Origin of the sequence: Vibrio sp. DW001 (assembly GCF_029016285.1) — a bacterium.
Classification (GTDB): domain Bacteria; phylum Pseudomonadota; class Gammaproteobacteria; order Enterobacterales; family Vibrionaceae; genus Vibrio.
Genome location: NZ_CP091975.1, coordinates 2976570 through 2990209, shown reverse-complemented (window position 1 = coordinate 2990209; position 13640 = coordinate 2976570). Strand labels below are relative to the sequence as shown.

At 42.0% G+C, this 13640-nt stretch carries 13 protein-coding genes; 3 read left to right on the top strand and 10 right to left on the bottom strand.

Features of this window, described 5'->3' with window-relative positions:
* Positions 1-31: 31 nt before the first annotated feature.
* From L3V77_RS13670 to L3V77_RS13640, 7 genes are all read right to left on the bottom strand, one after another.
* Positions 32-1030, bottom strand: coding sequence for a substrate-binding domain-containing protein (locus tag L3V77_RS13670; RefSeq protein ID WP_275134640.1), 999 nt, complete (start codon positions 1028-1030; stop codon positions 32-34).
* A gap of 273 nt (positions 1031-1303) precedes the next feature.
* Complete coding sequence (locus L3V77_RS13665; protein ID WP_275134639.1) at positions 1304-2437, bottom strand: glycerate kinase; 1134 nt, start codon at positions 2435-2437, stop codon at positions 1304-1306.
* 20 nt (positions 2438-2457) lie between these two features.
* The gene (locus tag L3V77_RS13660) at positions 2458-3810 is read right to left on the bottom strand and encodes a GntP family permease (RefSeq protein ID WP_275134638.1); all 1353 of its coding nucleotides are present in this window, start codon (positions 3808-3810) and stop codon (positions 2458-2460) included.
* 151 nt (positions 3811-3961) lie between these two features.
* Positions 3962-5107 carry a sugar diacid recognition domain-containing protein gene (locus tag L3V77_RS13655; protein WP_275134637.1) on the bottom strand — a complete coding sequence of 382 codons (1146 nt, stop codon included), beginning with the start codon at positions 5105-5107 and terminating at the stop codon, positions 3962-3964.
* Positions 5108-5229: 122 nt separating this feature from the next.
* Positions 5230-6261 carry a 2,3,4,5-tetrahydropyridine-2,6-dicarboxylate N-succinyltransferase gene (dapD, locus tag L3V77_RS13650; protein ID WP_275134636.1) on the bottom strand — a complete coding sequence of 344 codons (1032 nt, stop codon included), beginning with the start codon at positions 6259-6261 and terminating at the stop codon, positions 5230-5232.
* Positions 6262-6530: 269 nt separating this feature from the next.
* Positions 6531-6824 carry a YebG family protein gene (locus tag L3V77_RS13645; RefSeq protein WP_275134635.1) on the bottom strand — a complete coding sequence of 98 codons (294 nt, stop codon included), beginning with the start codon at positions 6822-6824 and terminating at the stop codon, positions 6531-6533.
* Positions 6825-6947: 123 nt separating this feature from the next.
* Entirely contained in the window at positions 6948-7700 is a 753-nt protein-coding gene (locus tag L3V77_RS13640; protein WP_275134634.1) for an amino acid ABC transporter permease, read from the bottom strand.
* A gap of 115 nt (positions 7701-7815) precedes the next feature.
* On the opposite strand from L3V77_RS13640, the gene L3V77_RS13635 reads away from it, so the two are divergent.
* A complete protein-coding gene (locus L3V77_RS13635; protein WP_275136772.1) occupies positions 7816-8559 on the top strand; it encodes a transporter substrate-binding domain-containing protein in 744 nt (247 codons plus the stop codon).
* Between the two features lie 41 nt (positions 8560-8600).
* Here L3V77_RS13635 and L3V77_RS13630 read toward each other — a convergent pair whose 3' ends face one another.
* Complete coding sequence (locus tag L3V77_RS13630) at positions 8601-9824, bottom strand: efflux RND transporter periplasmic adaptor subunit (protein WP_275134633.1); 1224 nt, start codon at positions 9822-9824, stop codon at positions 8601-8603.
* Entirely contained in the window at positions 9821-10147 is a 327-nt protein-coding gene (locus L3V77_RS13625) for an MFS transporter (RefSeq protein WP_275134632.1), read from the bottom strand. Before L3V77_RS13625 ends, L3V77_RS13630 begins: the two co-directional genes overlap by 4 nt.
* Before the next feature lie 131 nt (positions 10148-10278).
* Here L3V77_RS13625 and L3V77_RS13620 point away from each other — a divergent pair, with 131 nt between their 5' ends.
* Together L3V77_RS13620 and L3V77_RS13615 are read left to right on the top strand one after the other, a co-directional pair.
* Positions 10279-11277, top strand: a complete 999-nt coding sequence (locus L3V77_RS13620; RefSeq protein ID WP_275134631.1) for an AraC family transcriptional regulator — start codon at positions 10279-10281, stop codon at positions 11275-11277.
* 102 nt (positions 11278-11379) lie between these two features.
* Positions 11380-12693, top strand: coding sequence for a diguanylate cyclase (locus L3V77_RS13615; protein ID WP_275134630.1), 1314 nt, complete (start codon positions 11380-11382; stop codon positions 12691-12693).
* Here L3V77_RS13615 and L3V77_RS13610 read toward each other — a convergent pair.
* Complete coding sequence (locus L3V77_RS13610; RefSeq protein WP_275134629.1) at positions 12690-13586, bottom strand: LysR substrate-binding domain-containing protein; 897 nt, start codon at positions 13584-13586, stop codon at positions 12690-12692. The genes L3V77_RS13615 and L3V77_RS13610 overlap by 4 nt on opposite strands.
* Between the last annotated feature and the right edge of the window lie 54 nt (positions 13587-13640).

The window sequence follows — 13640 nt, the reverse complement described above, 5'->3', positions numbered from 1 at the left end:
GTTATCCCTCCGCTAGGCCAAATAACCGGAACTAAATTTTTACTACTGATTCTCTGCGGACTATCGTAGGGGAGAAACGATTCGCTTCCGGTTCGATACTCTCTTTTTTCGCAAGAGAAAGAGAAAGTCGAGCCGCTTTTTCCGCCATTAATTTAATAGGATAGCGTATCGTTGTAAGTTTTGGGTGAATATAGCGAGCGATTAACCCATCATCGAAGCCTACTATAGACATCTCTTGCGGCACTTTCATTCCGTTTTCTTCAAATATTGAGATAGCACCTGCTGCCATGTAGTCGTTGTAAGCGACAACAGCCGTAAAAGGGACGGATTTAGTCAACAAGTTTGTTGCTGCATACTCGCCACCTTCACTATTAGGCTCACCGTATTCAATGTGACTTTTGGTTGCCACTAAACCATTATCCTTCATAGCAGCCAGATAACCTTCGACTCGTTCTTCGACATCTTCGATTGCATGTGATGAGGTGATACAAGCAATTTTAGTATGACCATGACGAATTAAAAACTCAGTCGCTAAGTAAGACCCTTTACGGTTATCTAAAGAAATACATCTATCGGCCAATTCGGGAATATGTCGATTGATAATGACCATTCCAGGAACTTCATTAGCAAAGTCGATCAGTTCGTTATCGGTTAAACTTTTAGCATGGATGATTAAAGATTCGCAGCGGCTATTTATCAAAAGCTCGATGGATTCTCTTTCAAGTTTTGGGTCGTGGTAACCGTTACAAATTAGGATATGTTTACCATGATCCTGAGCAACGTTATCAATAGCTTTTACTGCCGTACCGAAAAAAGGATCTGATACGTCAGAAACGAGGACACCAACGGTGTTTGTGGTCTGATTGACAAGCGCTCTTGCATTCGCATTTGGTCGATAACCTAACTTGCTCATTGCTGCTTTTACGCACTCTACGGAGGCTGCGCTCGCTTTAGGCGATTTGTTTATTACCCTTGATACTGTCGCAACAGAAACACCTGATTCTCTTGCTACATCTTTGATTGTTGACATACGTCACCTCGGTTGCATCCGTTTATAATTAAACAATGATAGTGGAACTAACGCAATGCGGAGTGTCTCATAATCAAAAAGTAGTAGGTAAGATGTTGTTTTTTAAATTAATATCTTTATGTAAACGTTACACCTATATGATTGTATATGCTTGATATAGAAGATAAAATAGTGAAATACCGCCAGAATAAGCGGTATTTTTTAGTGAATGGATTCAGCAATAGCTATATCAAATTAAAAAAGTAATTGCTCACAAACTGACTTAGCTTGATATTACTTCGTTATATTCCACGTTCTAGCCACGTTTTCGGCTAGATTTGCGAGATTGGTTTCTGCTTCTATGAAGGCAGTGGCTAAGTCAAAAGGCCTTGGGATGGCGACAAATACAGCATCAATACCGTGGTCGTACACCGCTTGATAGTCTTTGCCCACACAACCCGCTATTGCAATCACGGGAATATTGGTCTTTTTCGCTTCTTGTGCAACACCCATCGGGGTTTTTCCATGTATGGTTTGCCAGTCAATGCGACCTTCGCCAGTAATGACTAAATCTGCCCCCAGTACCTGCTTTCCTAGTTCAACGGTTTCCATCACAATATCAATTCCTGGTTTTAGTTCTGCAGAGGTAAAACCTAGCAAGGCGCCCCCCATCCCACCTGCAGCACCTGCGCCAGCGACATCGATGATGTTTTTGCCTAGTTGTTGTTGAACTTTTTCACCAAAGTTGCGCATTCCCGCGTCGAGAAGCGTCATATCTTGCTCCGTTGCCCCTTTTTGTGGACCAAATGTTGCCGTAGCACCGTGTTCTCCACAAAGAGGGTTGTCTACATCACACGCAACCAACACCTCGCAATGTATAAAGCGAGGATCTATATCCGAGTTATCGATAGTGGCAATTGAACCTAATCCTGCACCGTTAGGTTCAATACGCTGTCCTTCGTTGTCAAAGAACTTAACACCAAGCGCATCCAACATACCGATACCACCGTCATTCGTTGCACTGCCGCCTAAACCAATAATAAGTTTCGTAGCGCCATTATCTAATGCATGAAGAATGACTTCACCTGTACCGTAGCTAGAGGTAAGCTTCGGATCACGCAAGGCGTTTTCGACATGGTGTAGACCGCTAGCGGCTGCCATTTCAATAGCAGCGGTCTTACCGTCGCCCAAAATGCCATAGAAAGCGTTGACTTTTTTTTGTAATGGTCCCGTCGCGATAAGCTCAACTATTGTTCCCTGAGTCGCATCTACCAAAGACTGTACGGTTCCTTCGCCGCCGTCGGCAACAGGCACATGTACGATGTCAGCCTCCCTCCAGACGCGACGTAGGCCATTCTCAATAGCTTGACAAACTTCTTTGGCAGTTAGACTCTCTTTGAATGAATCTGGTGCGATAACGATTTTCATCTTACTTCCTAAATGATGGTTTAAAGCAGCACTAAGCTAAGGATATAAACGAGCGTCATAGCGGTTATACCTTGTACTAATGTTGCCATTGTTTGTGCTCTATAAGCTAACCCAACACTCATGCGGCTAAACTGAGATACGACCCAGAAAAAGCTATCATTAGCATGAGAAACGGTCATTGCTCCTGCGCCAATTGCCATTACCGTCAATACTCGTCCCATTTCAGAGTCTAAGCCAAGTTGAGACAACATTGGTGCGACTAGTGCTGACGTTGTTACAAGCGCTACGGTAGAGGAACCTTGAGCCGATTTGAGCGCTGCTGCGACTATAAATGGCATGAATATACCGACACCTAATGCAGAAAGCGTTGCACCTAAGTACTCACCTAACGGCGTTGCTTTAAGAACTGCGCCAAAAGCGCCACCTGCACCTGTAATTAATAATATCGGTGCTGCTGCGGTAATACCTTGGCTAATACGTTCACTAAATTCAGCAATTTTGTTTTCCGTTTTTAGCAAGCGTACAGATAAGAACAGACCAATCACTAATGCAGTAAGTGGTTGCCCGAAAAATGCGAATGTTTCAAATACAAATCCGTTGCCTAAAGGGTTGCTCGGAAATTTTGCAATTGAACCAAAACAGATAAGTAAAATCGGAACAAAAATTGGAGCGAAGGCTTGATTAGCGGTTGGTAGTTCACCATATGAAGCTTTTAGTGCTTTCCAGTCCTGCTGTTCTTCATACTGTTCATCAACAAGATCGGGTTCTACATCTTTAAAACGGTTTGCCCAAAGCATTCCTGCGATTGCCGCTGTAGCAGCGACAAAAATACCAATACCGATGACGAGGCCAAGGTTCGATTCTAAACCGAGATTACCTGCTGCTGCGATAGGTCCGGGTGTTGGCGGGACGAAAGTATGCGTAGCATATAAACCAGTGGCAAGAGCAACACTCATCGCTACGCTTGAGGTTTTAAGGCGTTTTGATAACGACTCTTTTAGTGAGTTCAATATAACAAAACCTGAATCACAAAATACAGGCACGGAGACAATGTACCCGATGATGCTCATCGTAAGCGTTGGATAACGTTCGCCAAGTACCTTTATTACTGAGTCTGCCATGGTAATCGCAGCGCCACTTTTTTCTAAAATAATACCGATGATAGTACCTAATACAATGACTAAACCGATATATCCCAGTATTCCTCCAAAACCACCTGCGATCGTTTTAGCAATGCTATTAGCGGGAAGGCCATAAGCAAATGCAGCAAGGAAAGCGGCAACGATTAAGGCCAAAAAGGGGTGTAGTTTAAATTTGGTGGTGGCTAAAACAATAAATGTGATAACACCGAGTAGGATAAGAATTAGACCCATGTTTAACTCCGTTTATTTAGTAATTATTATTTATTGATGTCAGAAATTAATTCTGGCTAGGGAGTATTATCAACAGTTAGGGTAGGAAATACTTTAGGCGATAAACCAAAATAAGAGAGAGTTTTAGGTAGCTTATTGTGCATCCGAACAATTATGTCTGGTTTTTAGAGATCTGGTTCGCAATGTATAACTCGACGAGGCCAGAAAACTGATGCGGGGAAATCGTCGTGATTTTTTCTATTTTGTCTAAGCGGTAGCGTAGAGTATTTCTGTGGATGAACAGAGATTCAGCGCACTCTTTTAAGTTGCCTTGATGTTCAAAGAGAGAATGTAACGTTTTGGTCAATTGACCAGACTTATCTTTTTTTAGTAATCGGTAATAGGGTTCGCATAATTGTTTACCTTGCCAAGAATCACTTAATGGCGAGAGCAGTACGGGCAACCGTACATCTTCAAATAGATATTTATTATTGTTAGGTAGGTGCAATTGTCCATACGCCATTACTTGTAAGGCGCTTTTGAATGAAGTGAACAAGTTTTCAGGGCCAGAAAAATATTTACCTAAGGCGATGTTTATGTTGAAGATACCATTTTGTTCTAATCGTTCAATAAGTTGATCAATTCTTTGGCTTTCCTTTTTACTGAATACCTGCCCACTACTATCAACATAAGGTTTAAGAACCACAACTTCATTGAGTGATAATATCGCCACGAGGTTGTCTCGCTCTGGGTATTCAAGTAATTCAACAACTTGGCGAATAGTGCTTTGACTGACTGAGGTGTTAGAACGATTAAAGCGAATGACAGCAGCAATTCTAGGCTTAGACAAATCAATATCAAGTCGAGACGCCCAGTTTTGGAGTTCGATGACCGACAGTTTATTGTTTATCCACGCGGTTATAAACTCTTCTTTATGTCTTCTGTCCCACTGCAGTTGTTCAATTAGCCTTGCTTGCTCGACAATCATTTCTGCCGTCATTTTGACCAATGCAGCGTAGTTACGGATGGTGTCAGGATTACCGGTTATGCCAACCACGCCGATGACTTCTCCTTCCGCTTTCAACAGTAGGTTAATACCGGGTTTCACACCTTTTAAACTGGAGGCATCTGAGAGGCTAACTTCAACGGTATCGCCATGTTTAATTGCGAGCAACGCACCATCATGTAGTTTGCCTAAACGTTTTGTATCACCGCTTGCGATAATCGTCCCTGCATGGTTCATCACATTGATATTATTACCAATAATGTCCATGGTTCGATTTACAATCTGTTGTGCTAGCTGGTGGTCGAGAAACATGACGATGAGACACTTAAAAATGTAATGACGATGGCAATGATAGTAGCGCGTAATACAGAAAAGAAAAAGGGCTGGTAGTCCAGCCCTTTAAGTCATTTAGTATTTCAAATAATTATGGATGATTAGTTATTGCTATGTAGCTCGCTGTTTAGCTCAACGGCTGATTTGTTTGTGAGGCACTCAATCTGACCTGTTACAGAGTTGCGGCGGAACAATAGATCAGACTTACTTGCTAGTTCTCTGGCTTTCACTACTTCGACTTCTTGACCTTGTGAGTCAAGCATACGAACCTTAGAACCAGCCGTAACGTAAAGGCCCGATTCAACAGTGCAGCGGTCGCCTAGAGGGAAGCCAAGGCCAGAGTTAGCACCTAGTAAGCTGCTTTCGCCAATAGAAACGACCACTGAACCACCGCCAGAAAGAGTCCCCATAATAGACGCACCACCACCGATGTCAGAACCATTACCGACCAAAACACCCGCCGAGATACGACCTTCGACCATGCTCACGCCACTGGTACCCGCATTAAAGTTAATGAAACCTTCATGCATTACCGTTGTACCTTCACCAACGTGAGCACCTAGACGTACGCGAGAAGTATCCGCGATTCGAATGCCCGCAGGAACAACGTAATCCACCATTTTAGGGAATTTGTCTACGCAATCGACACTGATAATCTCGCCTGCTAGGCGAGCATCTATTTGACGTTCAGTTAACTCAGGCAGATCGATAGGGCCTTTGTTTGTCCACGCAATGTTATGCAGAAGACCAAAGATACCGTCCAGCACAGTGCCATGGGGTTTTACAAGACGGTTAGAGATAAGTTGAAGCTTTAAGTAACCTTCCGCGACCGATTGCGGTTTCTCATCTGACGCTAAGATAACGAGAACAAGTGGCTGTTCTGAGTCCACGGCTTTCTCTGCAAATGAGGCATTTTCTACGTCAGCGTTTGCTGCAAATGCTGTTGCAATCTCACCGCTTAGTTGATTAGAAATCTCAATGGATTGGTTGCCGCCCTGATAACCACTCACCTGACCCAAAGCAGAAACCAGAGCGTCGCTTGGATTTAAGATAGGGCTAGGGAAGTATGCTTCAATTATTTTACCGTCACGGTTTTTTGTTGCGGTACCAAATGCGAGAGAAAAGTTAGCCATTTGTACGTATCTCCAAAAATGTATTGTCTGATTGTATTGAATGAGAAAGAGTTCACTTAAATAGAAACCAATTTTTCTCGTGATGCGTTAAGCAGAATAGAATTATCGTTCACTATAGGGTCATCATAATGAGAGCGAACAATAGATGAAAGAGGAAAATAAGAGAAAGTCTGTAAACTGATACGCCTTGTCTTTTTGGCGATATATTTCTTTAAAAAGAAAACTAGAAAGCAAAAAAAAGCGCAGTTTATTACTACGCTTAGATGTTTTTACGCCGCGTCTTCTTGCGGGTCTTCAGCAGCTTCTACTTTTTTTGGCTTTTTAGGGACGGGTTTGCGTTTCGCACCTAAGGCGTAAAGCAGTTCTTCTTTGTTTTGAGCCAAAAATAGCGATAACTCTTCTTGCTTTGATTCATCTTCAAGAAGCTTACTCTTACCAATAAGCTCAAAGAGCTCATCAGCCGTATCTAACATTTTGTCGTAAGCGTCAGCTTCAGCCTTAGAGGTAAAAGTCATCTTTTCTTCTCCGTTGCGCTCCACCACGTACTTGACGATTACAGCCATGGTTATTCCTCAAACATCGTTAAAATATCTACTGTGTGTTTATACAGTTTATTGTCAGGTAAGTCCACTGTGATCTCTGTTTATGAGAAGTGAAAATAACAAAATAACTGGATGACACTAAACCTAATGATGTGGGATTTCGAGTTTTTTCTCAAGCATTCTGACGCCTTGAGATACAATTAATATTAAGACAAGATATTCGATAACCAATACGCTGTATATTTCTAGGGGTAAATATTCGTTGACGACAAGTTCGTTTGCTTTTCTTGTCAGGTCATTTAAACCGATGACGCTCACTAATGATGACATCTTTAAAATATACACAAACTGATTACCCAATGGCGGCAGCATTTGTCGGATGGCCTGAGGAAGGATAACTAATCGCATTTTTTGCCAATAAGTAAGCCCTAAAGATTCTGCTGATTCATGCTGACCTAACGATACGGATTGAATACCGCCACGAAATACCTCCGCAAGGAATGCACTTTCTGCAATAGAGAGTGCGATAACACCAGCCCAAAAGTGATTGAGGCTAACATCTAATAGTGTCGGCATTCCGTAATAGACCCAAAGTAGTAGCACTAATACGGGTATGGAACGAATAACCTCGACGTAAACTCTGTTAATAATACGGAGTAAACGAGAATCAGACAGAGAAAGAAAAGCGATGAATAGCCCTATAATCATTGCTAAGCCCATGCTGATCAGGGATATATTAATTGTCTCGTAAAATCCTGACACTAAAAACCCAAGGTTAGCCGCCCCTTGTTCGGTGTTTGGGTTGAGTACATACCAACCCCATTCATAGTCACTGCATCCAGTGAGTAAAAATAGGGACAAAATAAGAATTAGATATGGCTTATGAAAAAACGGCATGGTCACTTTTCTAGAAATTCTTCTCGTAAGTGCTATGTTAACAAGTACTGCACGGTTATGGACAAATTAAATAGGAATAACAATGAATAAATGGATCTTACTAATTCTCACAACAATGCTAAGTATTGGCAACGCATCGGCAGAGACAAGCCGATTGAAAGAAATTTTGAATTCTGGGGTGCTTAAAGTAGGAACGACAGGCGACTGGAACCCTATGACAGTGAAAGATCCAGCAACGAATAGTTACAAAGGATTTGATATTGATATCACGACAGAACTGGCGAAGGATCTGGGTGTAAAAGTGGAATATGTCGCGGCAGATTGGAAAACGCTGGTTAATGGTATCACTGCAAACAAATATGATATTACGGGCAGTGCATCGCTAAACATGTCTCGGGCGAAAGTCGCGGGGTATAGTCAACCCTATTTTTATTTGGCTTTTGTTCCCGTCGTTCAGAAGAAATCGTTAGACAAATTTAATGACTGGAGTGATATAAATAAAGCGGATGTTAAAGTGGCGGCGACCTTAGGTACCGTTCAGGAAAAAATGGTTAAAGATTTTTTCCCGAATGCAGAACATATTGTCATTGAAGCGCCTGCTCGGGACTTTCAGGAATTACTTGCTCGCCGTGCGGACGTATCAGTAACGTCAAACGTTGAAGCGGCTACATTGGTAAAACGCTTTAAGCAATTGGCCATTGTTCCTGTTAAAGAAGCGCGAAAGCCGACCCCCATTTCGATGCTTTTGCCTCAAGATGACCAAGTGTGGATTAACTATATTAATCACTGGGTAGAGCTTAAGAAAACCCAAGGCTTCTTCGATGAGACAGCCAAAAAGTGGGGACTGAAAAGTTTGTAGTTTTGTAAATGAAAAATCCCCGGCTTAAACCGGGGGTTTTATTAGATACTATAAAAGTAGTAAACCTGTGATTTCATTCTAATGATTATTCCACGAATAATATCGAGGAAAGAGAGAAATGTAATTGGCTTTTCTGCACTTACCCATGCCAATCCTACCGAACCAACGGGAATATCGTAGCCCTCTGGTTCTTCAATCTTTAACCTTACAAAGTGATGCTTATTTTGTAGGTTCTTCCCCGTTGTTGCACGAACCGAGTCGTCAAAGCCGGTTAGTGACCCTTGTGATTCTCCGGTCGCTTCTACAATGCCCTCTACCTCAGCTGAAAATACTTTCCCCGGGTAGACGGCTGATGCGAACTCCGCAGTCTGTCCTGCTTTTACGTTGCGAATAGCTTGGTGGTTTACTCGCATAAGCACATATTTTTCATCGGTATACATTTGTAGACGAGGCATGGTTGAGACGCGTTGCCCTTCACGCAGTATAAAGTTGGTCACAAAGCCGTTTGTCGGTGCTTTCACAATCGTACTATCTAGATCCCATTGAGACTGAGCCACCGCTTGTTTTGCCGAAGAGATATCATTCTGGCGACTTGTCACGTTGAGCTCAGCTTTGTCAATGTTGAGTTTTGCTTTCTCGACATCAAGTCTTATCGACACGAGTTGTGACTTCTGAGTCGACACCTTTTGTTTTGATAGCTCTAAAGCTGTCGCCTGTTTATCGATGTCACTTTCTGTAATAGTGTGATTCACCGCTTTGTTTTGTTCTACATATCGCTTAAGCGTTTTCTCTTGAAGTTTCTGATCAGCCTGTGCTGCTGCAATTTGAGACTGCGCCGTTTCAATTTCTTGCAAACTCGCTGTGTGATTTGCTTTGGCAATGACGACCTCTTGTAACGCGGTATTCAATGCCGATTCTGTCGTTATCTGTTGAACCTTTGCTTGGTTCAGTGCAATGATAAAAGACGTGTCTTCGATCTCATAAATCAGCTGATCTTTTTCAATCTTCTGATTAGGACTAATGTGTATCTTGGTGGTCTTGCCCTTCACATTAAGCGAATCAGGACGCAGTTGAATATGGGGTGCCTGCACCACAGACCCCCCGGATAGGTCCATCGGTGCATAATTAATAAGCCCAACCCAAACAAACATTAACCAAATCACGCCACCAAGATAAGAGAATACTTTTGAATAACTATTCCACGGCATACCCACCAATCTGAGTAGGTAAATAAAGAGTGCCCAAATGGCTAAACCTTCAATCATGATTCAATTTCCTCTTTATTTGTGGTGGCGGGAGAGTGTTTCCATGTATCTCTTAAATTTATGATCGCTTTTTCGATATCGACAAAGGCGATGATTACGGCAATAACCCATACCCAATGCCAGATAAATCCAATCCAGGTGAGCGCGGTAATCAATCCAATTTGTTGGTGGTTTCGGCTATGAGCTTTATTTATCGGCATTTCGTGAAAGCGCCAAAAACCATATATAGCCGCAGCTACGCTAGCGATTAGCACTACCCCCGCAACAACATGTAGTGCGGTATCGGCTCCTGTAGCCACAAAGGGGACACTTAATAAACTCATCTCGATTCCTGATTAAAAACTGATGGCATCATAATGAATGACATCAGAGTCATTAGTTTGGAAAATGACAGGTTTGTTTAATATTGAACTATTATTGATTAGATCTGCTTTTTTGTTTTAGGGTGATATAAGTGCAAAATCGTTATTTTTCGCGGGTTATGATGCAATTAGGTTTGTACCGCAAAGCAATAGAAACCTATGGGCAGGCTGTCAATGAACTGAATTTACCAGAAAAAGTATTTGCTGAACCAATGAATTTGATTCCAGTGGCCGAGGTGAGTACATGGTATTTAGCGTTAGAAAAATTAACCAATGACCCTGATTTCGTTATTAAAATGATTAAGGATGAAACGCTCGACAGAATGGGGCCGATCAGCCATTGGATCTTTTCTGGCAGCGATTTGGCTACGACTATTCGTAGAATAAATACAGGAATAAACTGTTTGCAATCGGGTGCCTTTTTGGCAGGAGAAAAGGTTGGCCCGTTACTAAAGTGGGTTTATGAAAATCCCTCGGTAGACGCAAAGGCAAAAACCCATGACAGTGTGCGGATTACCGTGTTTATGACAAAGGTTTTGCGTCGTTATTTAGGCCCGAGGTTTAATCCTATTCGAGTTATGCTTCCAGGAGCCGGTCGAAACCTCGGTATATATCAAGATTACTTTCAATGCGATATTGGTTGGAATCACAACAAAGCGGAAGTTTGGTTTAATGCTCATGAAAGGTTTACGCTTTCTCACGTTAATGTATCGACTAAGGGATCGTTAGCTATGAGCTTTACAGATTTGGACGACCTTCTGAACATGCCTGACCCAGCCGATGAAATAAAGGTTATCTACGAGACGATTAATTATTCTCGTCATTTAGGGGTACCTAGCGTCGATAATGTGTCTAGATTATTGGGGTTGTCGAAGCAGCAATTCAGTCGGCGCTTGCATTCTTTAGGTATTAATTTCACCACAATATCCAGTTATGTGTTGAGTAATCTAGCGGTGAACTTATTTATTCGTGGGTATTCGATCGAGCAGGTCTCAGCAAGCCTCGGCTATACCCATGTCGCGAGTTTTAGCCGTATGTTTAAAAATAACAGAGGCCTTACCCCCATTCAGTTTTTGGATAGGCAGCATTAGTTAGACCTTACCACGCTTTTAGGCTTAAAAATGGCAGCGAATCTTGATTAAAATAGGGGTAAGCATATAACCTTTGATAAGAAGTCGATGGAAGGAGAGCGCATGAAGCTAAAAAAGTGTCATGGGAACAAAAATCAAAACGTTGTAAGTCATTGTCTACTAGATGACCTTGCGGATGCTATCTACCTTATCGAACCTGAAACCTCCAATGTATTGTATGTGAATCAAAGGGGCTGTGATTCACATGGCATGACTCGTGACGAGGTGCTTTATCAATCCGTAATGAGCTTGCAAGAAGATGTCATTAATCAACCACAATGGACAGAAATTGCGGAAGTCATATCTCAGTCTGAAGAACCCTATTTGTTTCTTGGTCGTCATAAACGCAAGGATGGCAGTGCCTTTCCTGTTGAAGTAAGGACGAGCAATATTCACCGTGATGTAAAACATCTTTTTCTTTCTATCGCACGCGATATCACTACTCGAGTAATGATAGATGAAGAGTTAAAAGGCCATCAACACAGTTTATGGTATGCATTGAATGACGCGACTGATGGGATTTGGGAATGGAATATTCAAACCGATGAGATATATGTTAGTCCCAAATTAAAACAGATGAGAGGGTATGGTCCTCAAGAGCCTATTTCCGATGTGAACTTCTGGAAAGAGGGGATACACCCTGATGATCTTGAACAGGTGTTTGCCTTATTGAACGAACATCTTAAAGGAAACTTGAATAAGTTTGAGGCTAGGTACCGTCTGAAAACCCGAGCTGGACACTATATTTGGGTACAAGATAAAGGGAAAGTGAGTGAGTATGGACAGAACGGTGAACCATTAGTAGCTGTAGGTATGGTGCAGAACATAACAGAACAGGTAAAACTGCAACAACGTTTGGAAAATCAAGCCTCTACAGATGAATTAACAGGCGCTTTTAATCGTCGAGTTTGCAGAGAGAATATTGAAAATAGAATTATTGAGTCAAAAAAAGAGAGCAGCGAGTTCTCTATTGCTCTATTAGATATTGATCACTTTAAATTGATTAATGATGAGTTTGGCCACTCAGCGGGCGATATGGTGCTGAGAGCATTGGTGGAACGGATAGATCGATTTTTAGGTAAAAAAGGTATTCTATACCGTTGGGGAGGAGAGGAGTTTTTACTATTTTTCCCATCGCTAGATAGCAATGAAGCACTAATTAAGCTTGAATTCTTGCGAGATGAAATAGCGAAATCTACAGGTGTTCTGCCACTTAACGTAGACAACGAGCTAACGGTCAGTGTCGGTATCGCCAGCTATCCCCATCATGGCACTACGTTAGGGAAATTAGTACAAAGTGCCGACATTGCAATGTATACGGCAAAGGCGAAAGGACGAAATCGAATAGAAATATCAACGAAGGATGGGTCTAGCTAGTCTATTTTTATTCCCTGATAGTCTAGGCAAAACTCTATAAACTTCTGAACTAAAGGGCTTTGGTATTTATCGTTGTGAACGATAAGCCAATAGTCTCGCTTTGTGGTTAAAGGAAAGTCTAAACAGACGACTCGTTCATCTTTAACAGCTGACTGAATGGAAAGCTGAGAAAGACATGCTAAACCTAAATTTGCAGATGCGGCATTGATTATTGCTTCGGTCGTGTTGAGTTCAAAAGATTCCTTCCAATGCGTTAAATTCGCGGCTAAATGTTTGATGAAATACTCTCGGGTGCCAGACCCCGGCTCTCGAAGTAGCCACGCCTGTTTCTCCAGTTCTTGCAGTGTAATTCCTCGATGCTTTGCCAAAGGGTGTGTGGGGGATGCAACAATCACCATATTGTCAAAAAACCACGGGGTAGCCTTGATGTTACTCTGCTTCAACTCGCCTTCAATTAATCCGACGTCCAATTCGAAATCGATAAGTTTCTGACCGACCTGTTCGGTATTGGCAATGACAAGTGTCTGATTAAAGTGATTGTACTTTTCTCTAAAACGACTGAGTAACAAAGGAACCACTTGGTTCCCGACGGTGTTGCTTGCGCCAATGTGTAAGTGACCGATTAACGTATTACTCGAGACAAAAAGCTGCTCTATATTGTGGGCACGACTGATAAGCTCGTCAGCTAAAGGTAGCAATAACTGACCTTGTTGATTGAGGACCAAACGGTTATTAACTCTATCAAACAGAGTATGGCCTAGCTGTTTTTCTAATTCGCCTAAAGAGAGACTTACTGCTGCTTTCGATAAACAAAGCGACTCCGAAGCAGCAGAGAGGGTCCTATGCTGGGTTATAGCAATAAACACATTGAGTTGCTTTAGAGATATGTTCATAATTTCTTAAATAGAAAGGATAAAAGGTTAGGCATTTTTAACTATAATATGGGT